This is a genomic window from Pseudomonas sp. KH_046_1, from assembly GCF_057839025.1.
The window spans coordinates 1,696,496-1,720,642 of the sequence record NZ_CM174481.1 but is presented as its reverse complement, the minus strand read 5'-3'; the positions used below and the strand labels follow the sequence as shown (position 1 = coordinate 1,720,642).

Sequence of the window (24,147 nt, the reverse complement as noted above, 5' to 3'; positions counted from 1 at the left end):
ATGTTATAGGCAGGAGACTACGACAGCGTAATCCCTGTCTGAGGATAGAGAGGAATGAGGCGGATCGCGAGGAAGATTGCTGCGCATTCGAGGACGCCTTCGTCGGAACGCCGCCCGGAGCAAGCCCGTTCCCACATTTGGTCTTCTGTGAACACAAATTTTGTGTACGACATTGATCCAGTGTGGGAGCGGGCTTGCTCCGGGCGGCGTTCCGACGAAAGCGATTTCAACCGGATAACAACACTCAGTTCTTGTGCAGCTTGCTCATCAACTCCGCCTCAGCCTGGGTCAAGCCGCAGGACTGGGTCAGTTCGTTGACGCTGGCGCCCATCCCGACCAGTCGCGCCGCCTGGGCGAACGACAGGCTTGAAGGATCACGCTGTTCCAGCTGAGCGAGTTTGTCCGGCAACGGCGCGACGATCGCCCGCAGCTCGTGCAGGTCTTCGCCCATGCGCACATTGCCGTTCTGGTAGTCGTCGACGCGCTTGGCCAGGTCCTTGATGCGCTGATCACGCAGCGCATCGCCCTTGGCCTGTTGCGCGGCGATCTGTTTTTGACCGCGAATGTACGCCAGGAACATCGCCAGCGTGCCTGCCAAAAACAGGAACAGGACAATGACCGCAACCTCGAGAATCAATCAGATACTCTCCAGTTCCGACCATTCTTCTTCGCTCATCATCTTGTCGAGCTCGACCAGGATGAGCAGTTCGTTGTTCTTGTTGCACACGCCTTGAATGAACTTGGCGGACTCTTCGTTACCCACGTTCGGCGCGGTTTCGATTTCCGACTGACGCAGGTAAACCACTTCGGCCACGCTGTCGACCATGATCCCGACCACCTGCTTGTCGGCTTCGATGATGACGATACGGGTGTTGTCGCTGATCTCGGCATTCATCAGGCCGAAGCGCTGGCGGGTGTCGATCACGGTGACGACGTTGCCGCGCAGGTTGATGATGCCCAGCACGTAGCTCGGGGCACCCGGGACCGGGGCGATTTCGGTGTAACGCAAGACTTCCTGGACGCGCATCACGTTGATGCCGTAGGTCTCGTTGTCCAGCTTGAAGGTGACCCATTGCAGGATCGGATCTTCGGAACCCTTTGCCGCCGTTGCCTTGTCATTCATACCCAGCCCCTCAAGAAACCGCCCTGGCGGTGTGTGTTCCCTGCAACGCCATCAGGGTGACGTCGCCTGTTTTGTTTATTTGACTGATGTCGGTTTGTGGCCCGGCTTGCCACCGGACATGTGCCGGGCTCCGCCGCTGGCGATCAACTCGGCCAACGAGGCGACATCGAGCAAGGCGCACATGTGTTCAATCACCGTGCCGGCGAGCCATGGCCGCTGACCTCGATGACTTCTCCATTTGATTTCATTCGGGTCCAGACGCAACGAACGACTGACCTGATGCACCGCCAGCCCCCACTCGTAGCCCTGCACCGAAATCACGTATTGCAGGCCCTGCTTGAAATCGTCGCGGTAACGGTCGGGCATGACCCAACGCGCGGTATCGAGCACCTTGAGGTTGCCGGCCTGGCTCGGTAGGATGCCCAGGAACCATTCCGGCTGGCCGAACAACGGTGTTAGCTCGTGACCGGCCAGCGAGTAAATCGACCCCAGGCACACCAGCGGCACCGCCAGGGTCAAACCGGCGACATCGAACAGCAGACATTCGAAGGGTTCGGCAGCCCAGGACGGACGACCGTCGGTTTCCACCGGTGGCGGCGTGTTGTTCGGTGGCAGGTGCACTTCGACGACGGGCGATACCAGCGTCTGAGGCGCCTCGATAACTTCCGGGGCTTCGGCCACGGCTACGGGAGCCTCGGCCAAAGGCGCGACCACCGGAGCGGCAGCCACTGCGGTTTTCTGTGCATCCCGGGCCTGCTCTTCGAGCACCGCTGCCTGAAATTCGTCCAGCACGGCTTCGGCCGCGATCTCCTCGGCCACCGCCTCTACTGGCGGTGTCAGCTCCTCTGTCACGTCCTGCAGCAGGCTGTCCAGATACGACTGCAAGGCCAGTTGTGGGCGCGAGGTGGTCTTCAATGGGCGGTTCATGCGCGCACACCTGTAGGAGCGAGCCTGCTCGCGATGAACCTGAGCGCGCCACGGGGTGTCAGGTTTCCCGCGTCATCGTTGACGACCATCGCGAGCAGGCTCGCTCCTACAGGGATCGGGATCATGTCAGGTTTCCCGCGTCAGCGTTGATGACCATCGCGAGCACGCTCGCTCCTACAGGGTTCGGGGTCATGTCAGGTTTCCCGCGTCATCGTTGACGACCATCGCGAGCATGTCGAATCGTCGCACCGTCGCTCCTACAGGGATCGGGGTCATGTCAGGCCACCTGCGGAACGAGTTGTGCCGCCAACAGGTGCTTGAGCAATGCGCGGTACGCGAGAACGCCACGGCTCTTGCCGTCGAACTGCGAAGGCGTCAGACCGGCCCGGCTGGCATCGCGCAGGCGCGTGTCTACCGGGATGTAGCCTTGCCAGATTTCCTCGGGGAATTTGTCGCGCAGCACGCGCAACGTCCCGAGGGACGCCTGGGTGCGTCGGTCGAACAGGGTCGGCACGATGGTGAAGGGCAACGCCTGTTTGCGCGAGCGGTTGATCATCGCCAGGGTGTTGACCATGCGCTCCAGGCCCTTGACCGCCAGGTGTTCGGTCTGCACCGGGATCACCAGTTGCTGGCTCGCCGCCAAGGCATTGACCATCAGCACGCCGAGCAATGGCGGGCTGTCGATCACCGCGTAATCGAAGTCCTGCCACAGTTGCGCCAGGCTCTTGGCAATCACCAGGCCCAAACCGCTCTGCCCCGGCGACTGGCGCTCAAGGGTGGCCAACGCGGTGCTGGAGGGCAACAGGGAGATGCGTTCGTCACTGGTCGACAGCAGCAGTTGACCCGGCAGGCCTTGCGGCACGCTGCCCTTGTGCAGGAACAAGTCGTAGCTGCTGTGCTCCAGGGCGTCGGGATCGTAGCCGAAGTAGCTGGTCATCGAGCCGTGGGGGTCGAGATCGACCACGACCACGCGCTTGCCCGCCTCCGCCAGTAAACCGGCTAAAGCGATGGAGGAAGTGGTTTTACCGACACCACCCTTTTGATTGGCGACTGCCCAGACTCTCATTCGGATTGTTCCTCCCGACCGAATGGATCGACCGAGAAATAGCTCAACGTGTTAATGCGGGTGACGGAGAATTGACGGCGCTCTCTCGTACCGGCGACTTGACCGGTGTCGGTGCAGTTTGTGTGCCAGCACGCTTCAATGCGGCATCCGGTTGCGCATGGGCGGTTCCGGTGCCAGTCAGGCTGCGGCGAACATCGAGGTTGCGCGACACCACCAGCACCACGCGACGGTTGCGCGCGCGGCCTTCAGCGGTGGCGTTGTTGGCTACCGGCTGAAACTCGCCATAGCCCACCGAAGCCAGGCGACCGGGGTTCACCCCTTGCATTGCCAGCATGCGCACGATGCTGGCCGAGCGGGCCGAAGACAGCTCCCAGTTGGTCGGGTACTGCGCGGTGCGAATCGGTTGATCGTCGGTGAAACCTTCGACATGAATCGGGTTGTCGAATGGCTTCAGGATCACTGCGACCTTGTCGATGATGTTGAACGCGATGTCGCTGGGCATGGCGTCGCCGCTGCCGAACAACAGGCTGGAATTGAGCTCGATCTCGACCCACAACTCGTTGCCGCGCACGGTCATCTGGTTGGAGCTGATCAGGTCACCGAACGCCGCACTGATGTCGTCGGCGATGCTTTTCAGTGGATCGCTGGCGCCGGCGACACCGGCATCGACCTGGTCACTGTCCTTGACCAGCGGCTTGGCCGGGGTCACGGTCTTCGGCCGCTCGTCACCGATGGGGATCGGCTTGAGCGAACGATCGGAATCGGTGAAGACGCCGATCAGCGCTTCGGAAATGACCTTGTACTTGCCTTCGTTGATCGAAGAGATCGAGTACATCACCACGAAAAAGGCGAACAGCAAGGTGATGAAGTCGGCGTAGGACACCAGCCAGCGTTCGTGGTTGACGTGTTCTTCATGCTGGCGACGACGAGCCATAGTCCTTTACCCCCATCAATCCATGAAGCCCTGAAGCTTCAACTCAATGGAGCGAGGGTTTTCACCTTCGGCGATCGACAGCAGCCCTTCCAGCAGCATTTCGCGATAACGCGACTGGCGCAACGCGATGGATTTGAGTTTGGCGGCAATCGGCAGCAGCACCAGGTTGGCACTGGCCACGCCGTAGATGGTGGCGACGAAGGCCACGGCGATGCCGTTACCCAGTTGCGACGGATCGCCCAGGTTGCCCATGACGTGAATCAGGCCCATCACCGCACCGATGATGCCGATAGTCGGCGCGTAACCGCCCATGCTTTCGAAGACCTTCGAAGCTTCGACATCGCGGCTTTCCTGGGTGTAGAAATCCACCTCGAGAATGCTGCGAATCGCTTCCGGCTCGGCGCCGTCAACCAGCAGTTGCAGGCCTTTGCGCGCGTAGTTGTCGGGCTCGGCGTCGGCGATGCCTTCAAGGCCGAGCAGGCCTTCCTTGCGGGCGGTCAGGCTCCAGTTCACTACGCGGTCGATGCCACCGGCCAGATCGACACGGGGCGGAAACAGGATCCAGGCGAGGATCTGCATGGCGCGCTTGAAGGCGCTCATCGGCGATTGCAGTAGCGCGGCGCCAATGGTGCCGCCGAGCACGATCAGCGCTGCCGGGCCGTTGGCCAGGGCGCCGAGATGACCGCCTTCAAGGTAGTTGCCGCCGATGATGGCGACGAAGGCCATGATGATGCCGATCAGGCTTAGAACATCCATCAGATACAGGCCTCGACCAGGTGCTTGCCAATGTCGTCCAGGCTGTACACCGCGTCGGCGAGCTCGGCTTTGACGATGGCCATCGGCATGCCGTAGATCACGCAACTGGCTTCGTCCTGTGCCCAGATCGAACTGCCGCCCTGCTTGAGCAGGCGCGCGCCTTCACGGCCGTCGGCGCCCATGCCGGTCAGGACCACCGCCAGAACCTTGTCACCGTAGGACTTGGCTGCCGAACCGAAGGTGATGTCCACGCACGGCTTGTAATTCAGGCGCTCGTCACCCGGGAGGATTTTCACTGCGCCGCGGCCGTCGATCATCATCTGCTTGCCACCCGGCGCCAGCAGCGCCAGGCCCGGACGCAGGATGTCGCCATCCTCGGCTTCCTTGACGCTGATGCGGCAGAGCTTGTCCAGGCGCTCGGCGAAGGCCTTGGTGAAGGCGGCCGGCATGTGTTGAACCAGCACGATCGGGGCCGGGAAGTTGGCCGGCAATTGGGTCAACACCCGTTGCAGCGCAACCGGGCCGCCGGTGGACGTACCGATGGCCACCAGTTTGTAGGCTTTGCGTTTCGGCGCGGGCGACGAAGGGGCGGCCGCATGCGCACGCGCCGGGATCGGTGCCGGACGCACGGACGCACTGCCACTAAAGCTGCCAACGCTCGAAGGCGAAGGCGCATGTATCGGGGCTGGCGCAGCGACAGGTGCCGGAGCGCTGTAGGTACTGACTCGACGATTGCTGCGCGCAATGCTCAGGATCTTTTCGCACAGCAGTTGCTTGACCTTCTCGGGGTTGCGCGAGATGTCTTCGAAATTCTTCGGCAGGAAGTCCACCGCACCGGCATCCAGCGCATCGAGGGTGACCCGGGCGCCTTCGTGGGTCAGCGAGGAGAACATCAGGACCGGGGTCGGGCAGCGTTGCATGATGTGCCGCACGGCGGTGATGCCGTCCATCATCGGCATCTCGTAGTCCATGGTGATCACGTCGGGCTTGAGGGCCAGTGCCTGATCGATCGCCTCTTTGCCGTTGGTCGCCGTGCCGACGACCTGGATATTGGAATCCGCTGAAAGAATTTCCGAGACGCGGCGGCGGAAAAACCCCGAATCGTCCACCACCAGGACTTTGACTGCCATAAACACTCCATTAGATGGAGCGAGGCCAGGCGCCCCGCTCCACCAGAATCAAATACGCCGTGTGGCGTAACGCTTGAGCATGCTCGGAACATCGAGAATCAGCGCGATGCGGCCGTCACCGGTGATGGTGGCGCCTGACATGCCCGGCGTTCCCTGGAGCATTTTGCCCAATGGCTTGATGACCACCTCTTCCTGGCCCACCAGTTGATCGACGACAAAGCCGATCCGCTGCGTGCCCACCGAAAGGATCACCACATGGCCCTCGCGCTGCTCTTCGTGAGCGGCGGAGCGGACCAGCCAGCGTTTGAGATAGAACAATGGCAGTGCCTTGTCCCGCACGATCACCACTTCCTGGCCGTCCACGACGTTGGTGGTCGACAGGTCGAGGTGGAAGATCTCGTTGACGTTCACCAGCGGGAACGCAAACGCCTGGTTGCCGAGCATGACCATCAGTGTCGGCATGATCGCCAGGGTCAACGGCACCTTGATGACGATCTTCGAACCCTGGCCTTTGGCCGAGTAGATGTTGATCGAACCGTTGAGCTGGGAAATCTTGGTTTTCACCACGTCCATGCCCACGCCGCGACCCGATACGTCGGAGATCTCGGTCTTGGTCGAGAAACCCGGGGCGAAGATCAGGTTGTAGCATTCGGTGTCGCTCAGGCGATCGGCGGCATCCTTGTCCATCACACCGCGCTTGACCGCGATGGAGCGCAGGACATTCGGGTCCATGCCTTTGCCGTCATCGGAGATCGACAGCAGGATGTGGTCGCCCTCCTGCTCGGCCGCCAGGATCACCTTGCCGCCCCGGGCCTTGCCCGACGCTTCGCGTTCTTCCGGCGACTCGATACCGTGGTCGACCGCGTTGCGCACCAAGTGGACCAGCGGGTCGGCCAGGGCCTCGACGAGGTTCTTGTCGAGGTCGGTTTCTTCGCCGACCAGTTCCAGGTTGATCTCTTTCTTGAGCTGGCGAGCCAGGTCGCGAACCAGGCGCGGGAAGCGCCCGAAGACTTTCTTGATCGGTTGCATCCGGGTCTTCATGACCGCGGTTTGCAGGTCGGCGGTGACCACGTCGAGGTTCGACACGGCCTTGGACATGGCTTCGTCGCCGCTGTTGAGGCCCAGGCGGACCAGGCGGTTACGCACCAGCACCAACTCACCGACCATGTTCATGATCTCGTCGAGACGCGCAGTATCGACGCGTACGGTGGTCTCGGCTTCGCTCGCCGGTTTTTCCGCCGGTGGCGCGGCCGGGGCACGCGCAGCAGCAGGTGCAGCGGCTGCAGCCGGCGTTTCGGCTTTTGGTTCGGGTGCCTTGGCCACCGGTTTCGGCGCCGCAGCCTTCGCGGCCGGCACGGCAACGGACGTGTTCGATCCGCTGGCAACCGTCGCGGTGCCGACTTCGCTGAACTTGCCTTTGCCGTGCAACTCATCGAGCAGCGATTCAAATTCGTGATCGGTGATCAGATCGCTGCCGACCGCTGCGGCGGCTGGCGCGGCAGGTGCTGGCACGCAAGCAATGGCCGACTCCAGTGCCTCGACAGCAAAGTTACCCTTGCCGTGCAGTTGGTCGAGCAGTGCTTCGAATTCGTCGTCAGTAATATCGGAACTGTCGCCTGCCGCTTTCGGCGCTTCTGGCGCAGCTGATGCCGGGACCACTGCGTCAACGGCGAACTGGCCTTTACCATGCAGTTGATCGAGCAACGACTCGAACTCGGCATCAGTGATTTCATCGCTGGCAGCGGCATTGCTGACAGGCGCTGGAGCAGCCGCCGGCGCCTCGGCCTGCGCCTTGACGGCGTTCAGCGAGTCCAGCAGTTGTTCGAATTCGGTGTCGGTGATGTCGTCGGAACCGGTTTCGGCCACCGGTTCTTCAATCACTTCGGCGACGGGCGCAGGCGTCACTTCGTCAGCCGATTGCGGCTCGGCCAGACGGGCCAGCGCCGCAAGCAGTTCTGGTGTCGCAGCGGTGATCGGGCTGCGCTCGCGGACTTCGCTGAACATGCTGTTCACCGCGTCCAGAGCTTCGAGAACCACGTCCATCAGTTCCGAGTCGACGCGACGTTCACCCTTGCGCAGGATGTCGAACACGTTCTCGGCGATGTGGCAGCACTCCACCAGCTCGTTGAGCTGGAGGAAGCCGGCGCCCCCTTTTACAGTGTGAAAACCGCGAAAAATTGCATTGAGCAGATCCGCATCATCCGGACGACTTTCCAGCTCGACCAGTTGCTCGGACAGTTGCTCTAGAATCTCGCCGGCCTCAACCAGGAAATCCTGAAGGATCTCTTCATCGGCGCCGAAGCTCATTAAGGGGGGTGCTCCTACAGGTCTAAAAACCCAAAAAACCTAAAATTCTAAAACTCTAAAATCCCAGGCTGGATAACAAATCGTCCACATCGTCCTGACCGGACACAACGTCTTCTCTTTTATCGGCATGAATCTGCGGACCTTCACCCTGAGAGAGATGTTTTTGTGGATCTTTTTCTGCAAGCATCGCTTCGCGGTCATGCTCGATGCCCGCAAAGCGGTCCACCTGACTGGCCATCAGCACGAGCTTGAGCAGGTTGCTTTCAACTTCGGTGACCAACTGGGTCACACGCTTGATCACCTGGCCTGTGAGGTCCTGGTAATCCTGGGCGAGCAGGATGTCGTTGAGGTTGCCCGACACCGCGCGATTGTCCGTGCCGCTGCGCACCAGGAATCCGTCGACCCGCCGGGCCAGTTCGCGGAACTCTTCAGCGCCGACCTCACGACGCATGAACCGTCCCCAGTCCGCGCTCAAGACCTTGGCTTCATCCGCCAGGCCATTGACCAGCGGCGTGGCACTTTCCACCAGATCCATGGTGCGGTTGGCCGCTGCCTCGGTCAGCTTCACGACATAGCCCAGACGCTCGGTGGCGTCGGTGATCTGCGACACTTCTTCGGCTTGCGGCATGTGCGGGTCAATCTGGAAATTGACGATCGCGCTATGCAGTTCGCGAGTGAGCTTGCCCACTTCCTGATACAGGCCGCGGTCACGGGTCTGGTTGAGCTCATGGATCAATTGCACCGCGTCGCCGAACTTGCCTTTTTCAAGGCTGGCGACCAATTCGACGGCGTGTTTTTTCAGGGTCGACTCAAAGTCGCCCAATGAAGTTTCGTTATTGCCCATAGCTCCCCCGTGGCGCACTCATCAACCGATGCGTTCGAAAATCTTCTCGATTTTTTCTTTCAACGCCTGGGCCGTGAAGGGTTTGACCACATAGCCGTTAACACCGGCCTGGGCCGCTTCGATGATCTGCTCGCGCTTGGCTTCAGCGGTCACCATCAGCACCGGCAAGTGCTTGAGCTTTTCATCGGCACGCACGTGGCGCAGCAGATCGATACCGGTCATGCCAGGCATGTTCCAGTCCGTTACCAGAAAGTCGATGCTTCCGCTGTTGAGCACCGGAATGGCGGTTGTGCCATCGTCGGCCTCGACGGTGTTGGTGAACCCAAGGTCACGCAGCAGGTTCTTGATGATCCGCCGCATCGTTGAGAAGTCATCAACGATGAGGATTTTCATGTTCTTGTCCAATTCGACCTCCAAGCAGTCTTAAACGCGCCCAGCACCTGGACGCGCCATTTCAATCAATCCGGCAAAGCACTCGATGACTGTCTGGAGCACAACAGATCGCGACCGGCGCAGTTCAACACCACACCGGCCTCGTTCGCAGTGTCCCCCACACTGCCTTCAGCGCGCTCGCCACTCCCCCAAACGCCCCCGCAAACGGGCCGCGCACTGGCTGTGTAACTGGCTGACCCGAGATTCGCTGACCCCCAGGACCTCACCGATTTCCTTGAGGTTCAACTCTTCGTCGTAGTACAGCGCCAACACCAGTCGCTCACGCTCCGGCAAATTGGCAATCGCATCCGCCAGCGCAGCCTGGAAGCGTTCATCTTCCAGGTCGCGTGACGGTTCGATATGAGCACTCGCGCCATCCTCGTGCAGCCCTTCGTGTTCGCCGTCCTGCAACAGATCGTCGAAACTGAACAGCCGGCTGCCCAGGGTGTCGTTCAAAATCCCGTAGTAATCGTCGAGACTCAATTGGAGTTCGGCCGCAACTTCGTGATCTTTAGCGTCACGGCCGGTTTTCGCTTCAATCGAGCGAATGGCGTCGCTGACCATGCGTGTATTGCGGTGAACCGAACGTGGCGCCCAGTCCCCCTTGCGCACTTCATCGAGCATGGCGCCGCGGATTCGAATGCCCGCGTACGTCTCGAAACTGGCGCCTTTGCTGGCGTCATATTTGGTCGACACTTCAAGCAGGCCGATCATCCCGGCCTGGATCAGGTCTTCGACCTGGACACTGGCCGGCAGGCGCGCCAACAAGTGGTAGGCAATGCGTTTAACCAGCGGCGCGTAACGCTCGATCAGCTCGTACTGCGCATCACGCGCCGATTTTTTGTAGAGGTTGTAACCGCTTGCTGTCATAGAACCGGTCCTGCTGTCTGCTGCACGAGCCGCTCGACGAAAAACTCCAGGTGCCCGCGCGGGTTGGCAGGCAGCGGCCAGGTATCGACCTTCTGTGCGATGGCCTTGAATGCCAGCGAGCACTTGGAACGCGGGAACGCCTCGTAGACGGCGCGCTGCTTCTGCACGGCCTTGCGCACACTTTCGTCGTAGGGCACCGCGCCGACGTATTGCAGGGCGACGTCGAGGAAGCGATCCGTGACCTTGGTCAACTTGGCGAACAGGTTGCGCCCTTCCTGCGGGCTCTGGGCCATGTTGGCCAGGACCCGGAAGCGGTTCATGCCGTAGTCACGGTTAAGCAGTTTGATCAATGCGTAGGCGTCAGTGATCGAGGTCGGCTCGTCGCACACCACCAGCAGCACTTCCTGGGCTGCGCGAACGAAACTGACTACCGAGTCACCAATGCCCGCCGCGGTATCGATCACCAATACGTCGAGGTTGTCGCCGATATCGCTGAAGGCCTGGATCAGGCCGGCGTGTTGCGCGGGACTCAGATGCACCATGCTCTGAGTGCCGGATGCGGCCGGAACGATACGGATGCCACCGGGTCCCTGCAACAGTACATCGCGCAGTTCGCAGCGGCCTTCGATCACGTCGGCCAGGGTACGTTTGGGTGTCAGGCCCAGCAGAACGTCGACGTTCGCCAGTCCCAGGTCGGCGTCCAACAGCATGACGCGCCGGCCAAGCTCAGCCAGAGCCAGGGACAAGTTCACTGACACATTAGTTTTCCCGACGCCACCTTTGCCGCCGGTCACCGCGATCACCTGTACGGGATGCATGCTGCCCATGTTATTTCTTTACCTTGTCTTGCATAGACGGAGGCCACATTACTGGCTGCGCGTTCACAAACGGAACAATGCATGGCAGACCATCGATGTAGGTACAAAAACTGTTCATTTTTACCTCAGCCAACCTGCTTGGTCGGGCTGTGGTAGATGTCAGCGAACATGTCAGCCATGGCTTCTTCGCTGGGTTCTTCCTGCATTTGCACGCTCACGGCGCGACTGACCAACTGGTGACGACGCGGCAGATGCAAATCATCCGGGATCCGCGGGCCATCGGTCAGGTAGGCCACCGGCAACTCATGACTGATGGCAAGGCTCAACACCTCACCCAGACTAGCCGTTTCATCCAGTTTAGTCAGGATGCAGCCAGCGAGCCCGCAACGCTTGTAACTATGATAGGCGGCGGTTAGAACCTGTTTCTGGCTGGTGGTTGCCAGGACCAGATAATTTTTCGAGCGGATGCCACGACCGGCCAGGCTTTCGAGTTGCATGCGCAAGGCCGGGTCGCTGGCCTGCAGGCCGGCGGTATCGATCAGCACCACGCGCTTGCGCAGCAAGGGTTCCAGCGCCTGCACCAGGGACTGGCCCGGATCGACGTGGGTCACCGGCACATTGAGGATGCGCCCCAGGGTCTTGAGCTGCTCCTGGGCACCGATGCGGAAGCTGTCCATGCTCACCAGCGCTATGTTCTGCGCGCCGTACTTGAGCACGTAACGGGCAGCCAGCTTGGCCAGGGTGGTGGTCTTGCCCATGCCGGCCGGGCCGACCATGGCGATCACACCGCCCTCTTCCAGCGGCTCGACTTCCGGGGTAACGATCATGCGCGCCAGGTGCGCCAGCAACATGCGCCAGGCCTGACGAGGCTCTTCGATATCGGTGATCATCGCCAAAAGGTCGCGCGACAGCGGGCCGGACAGGCCGATGCGTTGCAGGCGACGCCAGAGGTTGGCCTGGTCCGGACGGCTGCCCTGCAGCTGATTCCAGGCCAGCGAGCCGAGCTGGACTTCCATGAGTTCGCGCAGGCTGTTGAGCTCGAAACGCATCGAGTCGAACGCGCGCGGGTCCACGCCAGTGGAGGCTGGTGCAGCGGCCGGTGCGGGGCGACGGGGTTCGGCGTAGGTGGGCTCGATCAACGGCTCGGCTGCGGTGAGCGGCAAGCCGGCGAACAACTGGCGATTGGTCGCATTGTCGCTCTCGCCGTCGCCACGCAGACTCAGTTCGGCCTGGGCAGTGACGATCCGCGACTGAGTCTTGCGCAGCTCGTCTTCGAGTTCCATGTTCGGAACCCGCGGCGCCAGCGCCGACAACTTGTAATCCAGTGCAGCCGTCAGTTCGACACCTCCAGCGATCCGGCGGTTGCCAATGATGGCGGCATCAGCGCCCAGCTCATCGCGAACCAGCTTCATGGCCTGACGCATATCGGCGGCGAAAAAACGCTTAACTTGCATAAACCACTACCTCAGCCGTTGGGCCCTACTGTCGCAACGATGGTCACTTGCTTGTTGTCAGGGATTTCCTGGTAAGCCAACACGTGCAAACCCGGGACTGCGAGCCGACCAAATCGCGAGAGCATCGCGCGAACCGGACCGGCCACCAGCAGAATCACCGGCTGACCTTGCATCTCCTGGCGCTGCGCTGCGTCGATCAGCGAGCGTTGCAGCTTCTCAGCCATGCTTGGCTCCAGCAGAACGCCCTCTTCCGAGCCTTGCCCAGCCTTTTGCAGACTATTGAGCAATATCTGTTCCAACCTTGGCTCCAGCGTGATGACTGGCAGCTCCGACTCAGTGCCTACAATGCTTTGGACGATTGCACGGGATACGCCAACCCGCACGGCAGCCACCAGCGCGGCGGTATCTTGACTCTTGGCGGCATTGTTGGCGATGGCCTCGGCAATGCTGCGGATGTCGCGCACCGGCACTTGTTCGGCCAACAGCGCCTGCAGCACCTTGAGCAGCTGCGACAGCGAAACCACGCCCGGCACCAGCTCCTCGGCCAGTTTCGGCGAGCTTTTGCCCAGCAATTGCATGAGTTGCTGCACTTCTTCGTGACCGATCAGTTCACTGGAATGCTTGTAGAGAATCTGGTTCAAGTGGGTAGCCACTACGGTACTGGCATCGACCACCGTATAACCGAGGGATTGCGCCTGGGCGCGCTGGCTGATTTCGATCCAGACCGCCTCCAGGCCGAAAGCCGGATCTTTGGCGGTAATGCCGCTGAGCGTGCCGTAGACCTGTCCCGGGTTGATCGCCAGTTCGCGATCCGGGTAAATCTCCGCTTCGGCCAGGATCACCCCCATGAGGGTCAGGCGATAGGCGCTCGGCGCCAGGTCGAGGTTGTCGCGGATATGCACCGTGGGCATCAGGAAGCCCAGATCCTGGGACAGCTTCTTGCGCACCCCCTTGATCCGCGCCAGCAACTGGCCGCCCTGGTTGCGGTCCACCAACGGAATCAGGCGATAACCCACCTCCAGGCCGATCATGTCGATTGGCGTCACGTCATCCCAGCCAAGCTCCTTGGTCTCCTGGGCGCGGGCCGGCGACGGCAGCAACTCCTGCTGGCGCTTGACCTCTTGCAGGGCCTGCACCTTGGCGACGTTCTGCTTTTTCCAGAACAGGTAAGCGCCACCGGCCGCCAGGGCCGCCATGCTCAGGAACGAGAAGTGCGGCATGCCGGGCACCAGGCCCATGACCGCCATCAAGCCTGCCGCCACTGCCAGCGCCTTGGGCGAGGCGAACATCTGGCGATTGATTTGCTTGCCCATGTCTTCCGAACCGGAAGCACGGGTCACCATGATCGCGGCGGCTGTCGATAACAACAGTGATGGCAATTGCGCCACCAAACCGTCACCGATGGTCAACAGCGCATACACCTTGCCGGCGTCGCCGAAGGTCATGCCGTGCTGGAAGATACCGACCGCCATGCCGCCGATCAGGTTGATGAACAGGATCAACAGGCCGGCAATGGCGTCACCGCGGACGAATTTGCTGGCACCGTCCATGGAGCCGTAGAACTCGGCTTCCTGGGCCACTTCCGAACGGCGGGCCTTGGCCTGGGCCTGATCGATCAGGCCGGCGTTGAGGTCGGCGTCGATCGCCATTTGCTTGCCGGGCATCGCATCGAGGGTGAAACGCGCACTCACCTCGGAAATCCGCCCCGCGCCCTTGGTGACCACGACGAAGTTGATGATCATCAAGATCGCGAAGACCACGATACCGACCACGTAGTTACCGCCGATCACCACCTCACCGAAGGCCTGGATCACCTTGCCGGCGGCGGCATGGCCGTCCTGACCGTGGAGCATCACCACCCGCGTGGAGGCCACGTTCAACGCCAGGCGCAACAGCGTCGCCACCAGCAGAATGGTCGGGAACACCGCGAAATCCAGCGGCCGCAAGGCGTAGACGCACACCAGCAGCACGACGATGGACAGGGCAATGTTGAAGGTGAAGAACACGTCCAGCAGGAACGGCGGAACCGGCAACATCATCATCGCCAGCATGACCAGCAGCAACAGCGGCACGCCCAGATTGCCTCGACTGAGGTCGGCAATGTTGCTGCGGGCACTGCTGATTAACTGAGAGCGATCCACCGGTTTTCCCCGTTCCTTTAAAGCAAACTTTTGACGCCCGAAGCAGGCGCAGAGCGGCTACTGCAAGAAGCTTTCCAACTTTTGCAGAGCCAGGTAACAGAGGGGTTTTGAAGGATTCTGTGGGAGCGAGCCTGCTCGCGATGGCGGCGTGTCAGTCGACACAAATTGTGCCTGTGCAGCCGCTATCGCGAGCAGGCTCGCTCCCACACTGATCGATATCGAAATCAGGAATCGCGGCGCAAATCCGGCGGAATCGGCAGGTCATCCTTGAGCGGATCCGGTCGCTTGCCCTTGCCCGCCCGGTACTGTCGAATCTGATAAACGTAAGCCAGCACCTGCGCGACCGCCAGGTAGAGCCCGCCGGGAATTTCCTGCTCAAGTTCGGTGGAGTAGTAGATCGACCGCGCCAGCGCCGGGGACTCCAGCAGCAGGATCTCGTTGGCCGCCGCGATCTCGCGGATCTTCAGGGCCAGGAAGTCGCTGCCCTTGGCCAGCAATACCGGCGCATTACCCTTTTCCGGGTCGTACTTGAGGGCCACGGCGTAGTGCGTCGGGTTGGTGATGACCACGTCGGCCTCGGGAATGGCGGCCATCATCCGCCGCTGGGACATCTCGCGTTGCAGCTGTCGAATCCGCTGCTTGACCTCCGGCCGCCCCTCCTGGTCCTTATGCTCGTCACGCACTTCCTGCTTGGTCATCAGCAGTTTCTTGTGGCTTTCCCAGAGCTGCACCGGCACATCCACCACAGCGATCAGGATCAGCCCGCACGCCATCCACAGGGTGCTCCAGCCCACCACTTGCAGGCTGTGAATGATCGCCATGTCCAGGGGCTCATGGGCGATGCGCAGCAGGTCATCGATGTCCGACGACAGTACCGCCAGCGCCACGAACAGGATGATGATGAACTTGGCCAGGGCCTTGAGCAGTTCGACCAGCGACTTGGTCGAGAACATGCGCTTGAGGCCTGGACCGGGATTCAAGCGGCTGAACTTGGGCGCCATGGAGCTCGCCGCGAACAGCCAGCCACCCAGGGAAATCGGACCGATGATGGCGGCCAGTACCAACGTGATCATCACCGGCTGGATCGACCACAGGGCAATTTGCCCCGAGCGCATCAGGTAGGTGGCCATGGAGCGCTGATCCAGAATCACTTCCCGCGGCAGCGAGAAGTTGATGCGCATCAGCTCCATCATGTCCTGCGCCATGGCGCCGCCAAAAATCAGCAGCGCCGAGGCACCGACCAGCATGATCGCCAGGGTGTTGAGTTCCTTGGACCGGGCTATCTCACCCTTTTCACGGGAGTCCTGCTTGCGCTTCTCCGTGGGGTCTTCTGTTTTGTCCTGACCGCTTTCGCTCTCAGCCATGACTCAGCTCGCCCGTGCCATTTCGCGTAACAACTGCAAGGCCTCAGTGGCCAGCGGTTGATACTGGTTGAGAATGTCCGCCAGCCCGACCCAGACGATGAACAGCCCAAGCACCAGGATCAGCGGGAAGCCGACAGAGAAAATGTTGAGTTGCGGCGCCGCCCGGGTCATGACGCCAAACGCGATGTTGACCACCAGCAACGCGGTGATCGCCGGCAGCACCAACAACAACGCCGAACCGAGCACCCAGCCGAGCTTGCCGGCCAGCTCCCAGTAGTGATTGACCATCAGGCCGCCACCCACCGGCAACGTGGTGAAACTCTCGGTGAGGATCTCGAACACCACCAGATGACCGTTCATGGACAGGAACAGCAGCGTTACCAGCATGGTGAAAAACTGCCCGATCACCGCCGTCGACACACCGTTGGCCGGGTCGATCATGGAGGCGAAGCCCATGCCCATCTGGATGGCGACGATTTGCCCGGCCACCACAAAGGCCTGGAAGAACAGCTGCAAGGAAAAACCCATCACCGCACCGATGAGAATCTGCTCGGCAATCAGCAACAGCCCGCTCAAATCCAGGGGATTCACCGGGGGCATCGGCGGCAGGCCCGGCGCGATGACCACGGTAATGGCCAAGGCGAAATACAGGCGGATGCGCCGGGGCAGCAGGGTCGTGCCAAACACCGGCATGACCATCAGCAAGGAGCCGACGCGAAACAGCGGCAACATGAACGTCGCCACCCAGGTGCTGATCTGCGTATCGGTCAGCGCTAGCAGTGACATGGTTTAGCCGATGACCTGAGGAATGCTGCCGTACAGCTGCAGGATGTAATCCATGAAAGTCTGCACCAGCCACGGGCCGCCGACGATCAGCGTCACCAGCATCACCAGCAGGCGCGGCAGGAAGCTCAGGGTCTGTTCGTTGATCTGGGTGGCGGCCTGGAACATCGCCACCAGCAGGCCCACAAGCAAACTTGGAATCACCAGCACCGCCACCATCATGGTGGTCAGCCACAGCGCTTCGCGGAAGATGTCGACCGCAACTTCTGGCGTCATGGCGAGACACCGCCGAAGCTGCTGGCCAACGTGCCAATGATCAGCGCCCAGCCATCCACCAGCACGAACAACATGATTTTGAATGGCAAGGAAATGATCAGCGGCGAGAGCATCATCATACCCATGGCCATCAACACACTGGCCACGACCAGGTCGATGATCAGGAACGGAATGAAGATCATGAAGCCGATCTGGAACGCCGTTTTAAGCTCGGAGGTCACGAAGGCCGGCACCAGGATGGTCAACGGCGCCTGATCCGGCGTCGCGATGTCAGTGCGCTTGGACAGGCGCATGAACAGCTCCAGATCGCTGGTGCGGGTCTGGGCGAGCATGAAGTCCTTGATCGGCACCTGGGCCTTGGCGACCGCATCCTGGGCGGTCAGTTTTTCCGCCAGATACGGCTGCAAGGCGTCCTGGTTCACCCGGTCGAACACCGGCGCCATGATGAACAGGGTCAGGAACAGCGCCATGCCGGTGAGGATCTGGTTCGACGGTGTCTGCTGCAGGCCCAGGGCCTGGCGCAGGATCGAGAACACGATGATGATCCGGGTGAAGCTGGTCATCAGCATGACAAACGCCGGGATAAAACTCAGCGCGGTCATGATCAGCAGGATTTGCAGGCTGACCGAGTATTCCTGCGCACCCTGCGCATTGGTGCCCAGGGTGATGGCCGGGATCGACAGCGGATCGGCGCCGAATGCCAGCGGCGCGGCCAGCATCAGGGCCAGCATCAAGACGATGCGTAGCGCACCCATTACTTCTTATCCTTCTGATCTTTACCCAGCATCTCCAGCAGGCGCTGGGCAAACTCCGGCGTCGGCTTTTCGGTACTCGGCACTTGCACCGGCTCCTTGAGGACGTGCAGCGCAGTGATGCTGCCGGGGCTCAGGCCTAACAGAATCTGCTCGTTGCCGACCTGCACCAGCATCAGGCGGTCGCGCGGCCCCAGCGCACGGGAGCCGACGATGTCGATCACCTGCCCCTTGCCCGCCGGACCGGCCTGCTGGACCCGACGTAGCAACCAAGCGAGGAGGAAGATCAGCCCCAGCACCAACAGCAAGCCGAACACCAGTTGCGTCAGCTGACCGGCCACACCGCTGCTCACCGCCGGCGCAGCAGCCGTGGCCGCCGTGGCGACAGGCTCAGCCGCCAGCACGCTGAACGGCATTGCCAACACAAACCCGAGAACCCTTTTCACTCAGCGCAGCTTCTTGATGCGTTCGCTCGGGCTGATCACGTCCGTCAGGCGGATGCCGAACTTCTCATTGACCACCACCACTTCGCCGTGGGCGATGAGCGTGCCATTGACCAGCACGTCCAGCGGCTCGCCGGCCAGGCGATCAAGCTCGATCACCGAACCCTGGTTCAGTTGCAGCAGGTTGCGGATGTTGATGTCGGTGCTGCCCACTTCCATGGAAATCGACACCGGGATATCAAGGATCACGTCCAGGTTCGGGCCTTCGAGGCTGACCGGGTCGTTGTTTTTCGGCACGCTGCCGAACTCTTCCATTGGCAAACGGTTGGACGCGGAACTGCCGGAATCGGCGGCCAGCAAAGCGTCGATGTCAGCCTGCCCGGCATCACCGGTTTCTTCCAGGGCTGCAGCCCACTCATCGGCCAGAGCCTGGTCGTCCTGTATGTTCATATTGTCAGTGTCCTCGGCGAGCAAAAATTCAGAATTCGGTTAATCGCGAATCGGTACGAGCACCGGTCAACGGCGCTCGATCGGCTCGATCACTTGCAACGCCAGGTTGCCCTTGTGCGAGCCCATCTTGACCTTGAAGGCCGGCACGCCGTTGGCGCGCATGATCATTTCTTCCGGCATCTCGACCGGGATCACATCCCCCGGCTGCATGTGCAGGATGTCGCGCAGGCGCAACTGACGACGGGCCACCGTGGCCCCGATCGGCACGTCGACGTCCAGCACGTCCTGGCGCAGGGCGTTGACCCAGCGCTCGTCCTGGTCATCGAGGTCCGACTGGAAGCCGGCGTCGAGCATTTCGCGCACCGGCTCGATCATCGAGTACGGCATGGTCACGTGCAGGTCGCCGCCACCGCCATCGAGTTCGATGTGGAAGGTCGACACCACAATGGCTTCGCTCGGGCCGACGATGTTGGCCATGGCCGGGTTCACTTCCGAGTTGATGTACTCGAAGTTGACTTCCATGATCGCCTGCCAGGCTTCCTTCAGATCGACGAAGGCCTGCTCCAGCACCATGCGCACCACACGCAGTTCGGTCGGGGTGAATTCACGGCCTTCAATCTTGGCGTGACGGCCGTCACCGCCGAAGAAGTTGTCCACCAGCTTGAACACCAGCTTGGCGTCGAGGATGAACAGCGCGGTGCCGCGCAGGGGTTTGATCTTGACCAGGTTGAGACTGGTCGGCACGTACAGCGAGTGCACGTATTCGCCGAACTTCATCACCTGCACGCCGCCGACCGCCACGTCCGCCGAGCGACGCAGCATGTTGAACATGCTGATGCGCGTGTAGCGGGCGAAACGCTCGTTGATCATTTCCAGGGTCGGCATGCGTCCGCGGACGATGCGATCCTGGCTGGTCAGGTCATAGCTTTTGACGGTGCCGGGTTCGGCAGCGTTTTCGGTCTGTACCAGACCATCGTCGACGCCATGCAACAGCGCATCGATCTCATCCTGGGACAGCAGGTCCTGCACGGCCATGTCGTGTTCCTACTGCAGTACGAAATTAGTGAAAAGCAACTGTTCGATCACCACTTTGCCGAGCTCTTTCTGCGCCACTTCCTGGACGCTGGCGGTGGCTTTCTGCCGCAGCATTTCCTGACCGACCGGCGACGCGAGGGTCGCGAAGTCCTGCCCGGAAAACAGCATCACCAGGTTATTGCGGATCACCGGCATGTGGACCTTGAGGGCATCCAGATCCGCCTGATTGCGCCCAAGCATGGTGATGCTCACTTGCATGTAGCGCTGGCGACCGTTCTGGTTGAAGTTGGCCACGAAAGCCGGCGCCATCGCCTCGAAAATCGCTGGCTGTTTGCCGACGGGAGCGTTTTCTGCCACGGCGGCAGGCTTGCTCTGAGCGCTGTGCATGAAGTACCAGGTCGCCCCCACGGACACACCGATCGCCAGCAGCAGGGCCACCACGATCACGATAATCAGCTTGAGTTTGCCTTTGGTTGCGGGGTCTTTTACTGCTGCGTCGCTCTTCGCCATGCCAATAATCCGTCACTATTCGGGTTTTCACAGTCGCACGGCAAGGCAAGAGCAAGTGTTATGCCATGTAGGAGCGAGCCTGCTCGCGATGGCGGTGTGGCAGTCAACAAAGATGTTGAATGTTACACCGCCATCGCGAGCAAGCTCGCTCCCACAGGGTCAGGTGTTGTGTTCGTCAGGCGTAGTAATCGACCGCGCTGGAGCCGATCACGCGGGTGGTATTGGCAGCCACTTCAGCGACACCCGGGGCCACGTCGTCATCCATTGAATCGAGGCGACCGCCGCTGGCACTGGTCCGCCCGCTCTGGTTTTGCCGGGCTTGTTCCTGCCCTTGCTGCGAACCACGGGACTGGTCCGAAACGTTGACATCGACCTGCCCCATGCCCTGCTGCGCGAACATGTCGCGCAAGCGATGGACCTGGCCATCCAGCGCCTCACGGACACCCGGATGCGCACTCATGAACGTGACCTGGGTCTGTTGATCGGGAACCATGCTCACCCGAATGTCCAGGCGCCCCAGTTCAGCGGGCTGCAACTGGATGTCCGCGGCCTTGAGATTGGCGCTGGACAGGTACATGACCCGGTTCACCACCTCTTCGGTCCAGCCGCTCTGGTGCATGGCAATCGGCTGGTTCACCGGCAAGGCATTGGCTGCCTTCGGTGTGGCCGCCTGGGTCAGCGCTGCCAGACGGTTGGCGAAATCATCGACACGGGTGTCGCTGCTGGCGGACTTGAGATCCTTCAGGCCGTCATCGATCAAGCCACTGAAAGCCTTGTCGTCGCCCTGACCGGTGCTGCTCTTGTCGCCCTGAACATCCAGCAGGGTCGCCGTGCCGGCGGCAAAGTTTTGCGCCGGTGTCAGCTCACCGTCGGCCTGGGCTTGCACCTGTGTCGGTGCAGCCTTGGGCTGCGCCTGGCTGGAAGCCGATACGTGACCGCTCTGCTCCATCGCCAGGCGCACCGCCGGCAATGCATCGAGCGGATCGGTCGAGGGATCGAAATCGCCGTCGGTAGTGGCCAGCGCTGGAGCGATTGCAGCCGTAACCGTAGCCGCGGCGGCAACTGGCGCTTCAACGGCAGGTTGCACGGTGTCGGCCACGGCGGGTGCTACCGGTGCCGGAACGACTGGCTGAAGGACTGGCTGCAATGAAGGATCAAGCGCCGGATCGAGCGGTGCGACATCTACGACCGGAGCCGGGTCAGCAACTGACGCTTCATCACCGACAGTCTTGTCGTCAGCCTGCATCGGCGTGTCGGCAGGCAAGGATTTGCCGCCATCGGCAACCACCGGTTCCCCGGCGGCAGGTTTGTCGTCGCCAGTGTCTTCTTTTCCGGCGACATCGGAGCTTTTTTCGCGCCCCGGCTTGACCGAGGCATCCGCCAACGCATCGGGTTTGCTCTGGGCCTGATTGGCATAGACATGAGCGAAGCTTGCGGCCTTGTCCCCGGGCTCAGCGGTCAGCGCCGGAGGATTGGCGCAGGCCGCTTGAATCTTGGCCTGTCTGGAGGCCTGAAGCAGAATATTGGGGGTAACGGGCATGAAACGGTCTCCGCTGCACGGGGCTCGTAAGTACAGTTGGACGAGTTAAATGCAAAGGTCGAGCCAGCTTCACTCGAAGGAGATCAAATGCGTCGAATGCTCAGATTTTCGTCGGGCAATGCTGTCGTTCAGCTTCGTACAGAGGCCGGATCGCGGCGAACTCGCGATCGATTTCGCCGACCAGTTCCGCAATGGCGGTGCATGGCAAACTTCTGGCCTGCTGCTCAAGTTGATGGCATAGCTCGGTCAGCCTGCGCGCGCCCATATTGCTGCTGCTGCCTTTGAAGCTATGGGCGGTTTCAACGAGCAGTGCGGCACTGTCAGCTGTTCTCAATACTTGCAGGCGCTCTTCGGAGTCCGCAAGAAAGATATCCAGCAGATCCGGATAGCCCTCTTCCATCACTTCCTGCAATGCACTCAGCACGTCGCGATCCACATGTGTGTCGTCCACTTGCTCACTCCTTGATCAAGAATGCGCGGATTATGCCAGAGCCTCCCAGACAAACTCCACGCGTGCACTTCGACCATCGTCGATCCAGCGGGCATTACGCCCCAACTGACGGATCAGACTGACGCCACGTCCCGACAGGCGGATGTCATCCACAGGTCTTGCCATCACCCGCTCGACATCGAAACCCTTGCCGCTGTCTTCGATGTGAATGGTCAGGCAACCGCCGTCACTTGTTGGCGCCACCTTGAAATGTAACCGTACATAGCCTTCCTGAAGCTCGTCCAGCCGGGTATTGCGCTCTTGATAATACCGCGCAAACCCCGAGGCATCGCGCTTGAGGCTCGAATCAAGCCCCAGCACGCCATGCTCCAGCGCATTGGAATAGAGCTCCGCCAGCACACTGTAGAGCGCACTGCTCTGAGCCCGGAGGCCATGCACCTCAAGCAGCAACTGCAACAGATAGGGTAAGGGATTGAAGCGCTTGAGCGTGGCGGCGCGAAACTCGAAACTCACCGACCAGTCCAGCGGGCAGGACTGGCCGCTGTCGGAGTAGACCAACACCGGCGCAGTGATCTGCGCCGACTCCAGCAGGCTGATTTCGACCATGCTGACATCGTCACGCGCTTCTGCGCCAAACTGTCGCAGCGCCTGCTCGATCTCTTCGAACAGCGCATCTGGTTGGCGATTGGCGACAAACACCTGCTGCAATCGCTGCACGCCAAACAACTGATCGTTGGCGTCGCAGGTGTCGATCACCCCATCGGACAGGAGAAACACCCGATCCCCGAGCGCCATGGGAAACACCTCGGTACGCTCATCGAAGGATTCCGGGCTCAGCACCCCCAAAGGCAGGTGCCGCGCCGGCAGAGGCGTTCGCTCGCCACTGGCAACGCGATGCAGGTAACCGTCCGGCATTCCGCCGTTCCAGACTTCCACCGAACGACGCTGAAAACTCAGGCACAGCAACGTGGCACAGCAGAACATGTCCACCGGCAGGATGCGCTTGAGCTTGGCATTCATCTCGCGCAGGGTTTCCGCCAGGCCGTAGCCTTTGGCGGTCATCCCGTAGAAGACTTCGGCAAGAGGCATGGCGCCCACCGCCGCCGGCAGACCGTGGCCGGTGAAGTCGCCCAGCAGCACGTGCATGTCTCCGGCCGGGGTGGACGCGGCCAGCAACAGGTCGCCGTTGAACAGCGCATAGGGCGATTGCAGATAACGGATATTCGCAGCGGCATTCAGGCAGCCGGAGTGCGCCACCTTGTCGAAAACGGCCTTGGCCACGCGCTGTTCGTTGAGCAGGTAGTCGTGGTGCCGGGCGATCTGGTCACGCTGTTGCAGCACGGTGTCCTGCAAGCGTCGCAAGCGATCCATCGCCTTGATCTTGGCAGCGAGAATCACCTGGTTGTACGGCTTTGCCAGAAAGTCGTCACCGCCGACTTCCAGGCAGCGGGCCAGGGCTTCGTTTTCGGACAACGACGTGAGGAAGATGATCGGCACCAGGGTTTCCCCGGCCAGGGCCTTGATTTGCCGGGCCGCCTCGAAGCCGTCCATGACCGGCATCATCGCATCCATCAACACCAGGTGCGGTTGTTGCTGGCGAAACGTGTCGACCGCTTCGGCGCCGTTGGCCGCCGTCAGCACGTCGTGCCCCAGGCGGCGCAGGATGCTCGACAGCAGCAGGCGATCGGCGGCGCTGTCCTCGGCAATCAGGATCGTCAGCGGCTCCAGTGGCTGCATGGCA

Annotated in this window: 25 protein-coding genes and 1 pseudogene; all 26 read right to left on the bottom strand. The window is 61.2% G+C overall.

The features are described from left to right. Nucleotides 1-244: 244 nt before the first annotated feature. The 26 genes and pseudogenes from AC3IT9_RS07800 to AC3IT9_RS07675 all read right to left on the bottom strand — a co-directional run bounded on the left by AC3IT9_RS07800 (nt 245) and on the right by AC3IT9_RS07675 (nt 24,143). Nucleotides 245-637, bottom strand: coding sequence for a DUF2802 domain-containing protein (locus AC3IT9_RS07800; RefSeq protein WP_423502044.1), 393 nt, complete (start codon nt 635-637; stop codon nt 245-247). Continuing rightward, on the bottom strand, nt 638-1,123 hold the full coding sequence (locus tag AC3IT9_RS07795; RefSeq protein WP_007980742.1) for a chemotaxis protein CheW: 486 nt from the start codon (nt 1,121-1,123) through the stop codon (nt 638-640). It lies immediately after the preceding gene. A gap of 75 nt (nt 1,124-1,198) precedes the next feature. Then, the gene (locus tag AC3IT9_RS07790; protein ID WP_489272596.1) at nt 1,199-2,050 is read right to left on the bottom strand and encodes a CheW domain-containing protein; all 852 of its coding nucleotides are present in this window, start codon (nt 2,048-2,050) and stop codon (nt 1,199-1,201) included. A gap of 11 nt (nt 2,051-2,061) precedes the next feature. Continuing rightward, nucleotides 2,062-2,175: pseudogene (locus AC3IT9_RS07785) on the bottom strand (outer membrane lipoprotein carrier protein LolA); the annotation flags it as partial. A gap of 152 nt (nt 2,176-2,327) precedes the next feature. Further along, the gene (locus AC3IT9_RS07780; RefSeq protein WP_150753417.1) at nt 2,328-3,116 is read right to left on the bottom strand and encodes a ParA family protein; all 789 of its coding nucleotides are present in this window, start codon (nt 3,114-3,116) and stop codon (nt 2,328-2,330) included. A gap of 43 nt (nt 3,117-3,159) precedes the next feature. Further along, nucleotides 3,160-4,050, bottom strand: coding sequence for a flagellar motor protein MotD (gene motD, locus AC3IT9_RS07775; protein WP_423502043.1), 891 nt, complete (start codon nt 4,048-4,050; stop codon nt 3,160-3,162). Between the two features lie 15 nt (nt 4,051-4,065). After that, a complete protein-coding gene (locus tag AC3IT9_RS07770) occupies nt 4,066-4,806 on the bottom strand; it encodes a flagellar motor protein (RefSeq protein WP_150724481.1) in 741 nt (246 codons plus the stop codon). After that, nucleotides 4,806-5,936, bottom strand: a complete 1,131-nt coding sequence (locus AC3IT9_RS07765; protein WP_489272595.1) for a protein-glutamate methylesterase/protein-glutamine glutaminase — start codon at nt 5,934-5,936, stop codon at nt 4,806-4,808. Before AC3IT9_RS07765 ends, AC3IT9_RS07770 begins: the two co-directional genes overlap by 1 nt. A gap of 48 nt (nt 5,937-5,984) precedes the next feature. Further along, nucleotides 5,985-8,243 (bottom strand): chemotaxis protein CheA, encoded by a 2,259-nt coding sequence (locus AC3IT9_RS07760; protein WP_489272594.1) that lies wholly within the window; start codon nt 8,241-8,243, stop codon nt 5,985-5,987. A 55-nt stretch (nt 8,244-8,298) separates the two neighbouring features. After that, nucleotides 8,299-9,087 carry a protein phosphatase CheZ gene (locus AC3IT9_RS07755; RefSeq protein WP_150724478.1) on the bottom strand — a complete coding sequence of 263 codons (789 nt, stop codon included), beginning with the start codon at nt 9,085-9,087 and terminating at the stop codon, nt 8,299-8,301. Between the two features lie 21 nt (nt 9,088-9,108). Next, nucleotides 9,109-9,480: a chemotaxis response regulator CheY gene (locus tag AC3IT9_RS07750; RefSeq protein WP_003183998.1), complete on the bottom strand. Its 372-nt coding sequence runs from the start codon at nt 9,478-9,480 to the stop codon at nt 9,109-9,111. 168 nt (nt 9,481-9,648) lie between these two features. Continuing rightward, complete coding sequence (gene fliA, locus AC3IT9_RS07745) at nt 9,649-10,389, bottom strand: RNA polymerase sigma factor FliA (RefSeq protein ID WP_150724477.1); 741 nt, start codon at nt 10,387-10,389, stop codon at nt 9,649-9,651. Further along, on the bottom strand, nt 10,386-11,216 hold the full coding sequence (fleN, locus tag AC3IT9_RS07740) for a flagellar synthesis regulator FleN (RefSeq protein ID WP_008001746.1): 831 nt from the start codon (nt 11,214-11,216) through the stop codon (nt 10,386-10,388). The genes fliA and fleN overlap by 4 nt, the downstream gene beginning before the upstream one ends. 116 nt (nt 11,217-11,332) lie before the next feature. After that, complete coding sequence (gene flhF / locus AC3IT9_RS07735; RefSeq protein ID WP_150724476.1) at nt 11,333-12,661, bottom strand: flagellar biosynthesis GTPase FlhF; 1,329 nt, start codon at nt 12,659-12,661, stop codon at nt 11,333-11,335. 11 nt (nt 12,662-12,672) lie between these two features. Then, nucleotides 12,673-14,802, bottom strand: a complete 2,130-nt coding sequence (flhA, locus tag AC3IT9_RS07730) for a flagellar biosynthesis protein FlhA (RefSeq protein ID WP_489272592.1) — start codon at nt 14,800-14,802, stop codon at nt 12,673-12,675. Nucleotides 14,803-15,026: 224 nt separating this feature from the next. Then, nucleotides 15,027-16,166, bottom strand: a complete 1,140-nt coding sequence (flhB, locus tag AC3IT9_RS07725) for a flagellar biosynthesis protein FlhB (protein ID WP_056721597.1) — start codon at nt 16,164-16,166, stop codon at nt 15,027-15,029. A gap of 3 nt (nt 16,167-16,169) precedes the next feature. Continuing rightward, complete coding sequence (fliR, locus tag AC3IT9_RS07720) at nt 16,170-16,952, bottom strand: flagellar biosynthetic protein FliR (protein ID WP_150724473.1); 783 nt, start codon at nt 16,950-16,952, stop codon at nt 16,170-16,172. Between the two features lie 3 nt (nt 16,953-16,955). Beyond that, complete coding sequence (gene fliQ / locus AC3IT9_RS07715) at nt 16,956-17,225, bottom strand: flagellar biosynthesis protein FliQ (RefSeq protein ID WP_057398373.1); 270 nt, start codon at nt 17,223-17,225, stop codon at nt 16,956-16,958. Next, nucleotides 17,222-17,980, bottom strand: a complete 759-nt coding sequence (gene fliP / locus AC3IT9_RS07710) for a flagellar type III secretion system pore protein FliP (RefSeq protein WP_150724472.1) — start codon at nt 17,978-17,980, stop codon at nt 17,222-17,224. The genes fliQ and fliP overlap by 4 nt, the downstream gene beginning before the upstream one ends. Beyond that, nucleotides 17,980-18,423: a flagellar biosynthetic protein FliO gene (gene fliO, locus AC3IT9_RS07705; RefSeq protein WP_224789660.1), complete on the bottom strand. Its 444-nt coding sequence runs from the start codon at nt 18,421-18,423 to the stop codon at nt 17,980-17,982. Before fliO ends, fliP begins: the two co-directional genes overlap by 1 nt. Further along, entirely contained in the window at nt 18,424-18,870 is a 447-nt protein-coding gene (gene fliN, locus AC3IT9_RS07700) for a flagellar motor switch protein FliN (protein WP_150724471.1), read from the bottom strand. 66 nt (nt 18,871-18,936) lie between these two features. Beyond that, the gene (gene fliM, locus AC3IT9_RS07695) at nt 18,937-19,905 is read right to left on the bottom strand and encodes a flagellar motor switch protein FliM (protein WP_057398369.1); all 969 of its coding nucleotides are present in this window, start codon (nt 19,903-19,905) and stop codon (nt 18,937-18,939) included. Nucleotides 19,906-19,914: 9 nt separating this feature from the next. Further along, nucleotides 19,915-20,415 (bottom strand): flagellar basal body-associated protein FliL, encoded by a 501-nt coding sequence (gene fliL, locus AC3IT9_RS07690; protein ID WP_489272589.1) that lies wholly within the window; start codon nt 20,413-20,415, stop codon nt 19,915-19,917. 175 nt (nt 20,416-20,590) lie between these two features. After that, nucleotides 20,591-21,955, bottom strand: coding sequence for a flagellar hook-length control protein FliK (locus tag AC3IT9_RS07685; RefSeq protein ID WP_489272588.1), 1,365 nt, complete (start codon nt 21,953-21,955; stop codon nt 20,591-20,593). Between the two features lie 100 nt (nt 21,956-22,055). Then, nucleotides 22,056-22,406 carry an Hpt domain-containing protein gene (locus tag AC3IT9_RS07680; RefSeq protein ID WP_150724468.1) on the bottom strand — a complete coding sequence of 117 codons (351 nt, stop codon included), beginning with the start codon at nt 22,404-22,406 and terminating at the stop codon, nt 22,056-22,058. Between the two features lie 30 nt (nt 22,407-22,436). Further along, nucleotides 22,437-24,143: an ATP-binding SpoIIE family protein phosphatase gene (locus tag AC3IT9_RS07675; RefSeq protein ID WP_489272587.1), complete on the bottom strand. Its 1,707-nt coding sequence runs from the start codon at nt 24,141-24,143 to the stop codon at nt 22,437-22,439. Between the last annotated feature and the right edge of the window lie 4 nt (nt 24,144-24,147).

Coding starts and splice junctions, on each gene's coding strand:
- AC3IT9_RS07795 (WP_007980742.1), bottom strand. CDS start 1,123: ATGAATGACAAGGCAACGGCGGCAAAGGGTTCCGAAGATCCGATCCTG.
- AC3IT9_RS07790 (WP_489272596.1), bottom strand. CDS start 2,050: ATGAACCGCCCATTGAAGACCACCTCGCGCCCACAACTGGCCTTGCAG.
- AC3IT9_RS07780 (WP_150753417.1), bottom strand. CDS start 3,116: ATGAGAGTCTGGGCAGTCGCCAATCAAAAGGGTGGTGTCGGTAAAACC.
- motD (WP_423502043.1), bottom strand. CDS start 4,050: ATGGCTCGTCGTCGCCAGCATGAAGAACACGTCAACCACGAACGCTGG.
- AC3IT9_RS07770 (WP_150724481.1), bottom strand. CDS start 4,806: ATGGATGTTCTAAGCCTGATCGGCATCATCATGGCCTTCGTCGCCATC.
- AC3IT9_RS07765 (WP_489272595.1), bottom strand. CDS start 5,936: ATGGCAGTCAAAGTCCTGGTGGTGGACGATTCGGGGTTTTTCCGCCGC.
- AC3IT9_RS07760 (WP_489272594.1), bottom strand. CDS start 8,243: ATGAGCTTCGGCGCCGATGAAGAGATCCTTCAGGATTTCCTGGTTGAG.
- AC3IT9_RS07755 (WP_150724478.1), bottom strand. CDS start 9,087: ATGGGCAATAACGAAACTTCATTGGGCGACTTTGAGTCGACCCTGAAA.
- AC3IT9_RS07750 (WP_003183998.1), bottom strand. CDS start 9,480: ATGAAAATCCTCATCGTTGATGACTTCTCAACGATGCGGCGGATCATC.
- fliA (WP_150724477.1), bottom strand. CDS start 10,389: ATGACAGCAAGCGGTTACAACCTCTACAAAAAATCGGCGCGTGATGCG.
- fleN (WP_008001746.1), bottom strand. CDS start 11,216: ATGGGCAGCATGCATCCCGTACAGGTGATCGCGGTGACCGGCGGCAAA.
- flhF (WP_150724476.1), bottom strand. CDS start 12,661: ATGCAAGTTAAGCGTTTTTTCGCCGCCGATATGCGTCAGGCCATGAAG.
- flhB (WP_056721597.1), bottom strand. CDS start 16,166: ATGGCTGAGAGCGAAAGCGGTCAGGACAAAACAGAAGACCCCACGGAG.
- fliR (WP_150724473.1), bottom strand. CDS start 16,952: ATGTCACTGCTAGCGCTGACCGATACGCAGATCAGCACCTGGGTGGCG.
- fliQ (WP_057398373.1), bottom strand. CDS start 17,225: ATGACGCCAGAAGTTGCGGTCGACATCTTCCGCGAAGCGCTGTGGCTG.
- fliP (WP_150724472.1), bottom strand. CDS start 17,980: ATGGGTGCGCTACGCATCGTCTTGATGCTGGCCCTGATGCTGGCCGCG.
- fliN (WP_150724471.1), bottom strand. CDS start 18,870: ATGAACATACAGGACGACCAGGCTCTGGCCGATGAGTGGGCTGCAGCC.
- fliM (WP_057398369.1), bottom strand. CDS start 19,905: ATGGCCGTGCAGGACCTGCTGTCCCAGGATGAGATCGATGCGCTGTTG.
- fliL (WP_489272589.1), bottom strand. CDS start 20,415: ATGGCGAAGAGCGACGCAGCAGTAAAAGACCCCGCAACCAAAGGCAAA.
- AC3IT9_RS07685 (WP_489272588.1), bottom strand. CDS start 21,955: ATGCCCGTTACCCCCAATATTCTGCTTCAGGCCTCCAGACAGGCCAAG.
- AC3IT9_RS07675 (WP_489272587.1), bottom strand. CDS start 24,143: ATGCAGCCACTGGAGCCGCTGACGATCCTGATTGCCGAGGACAGCGCC.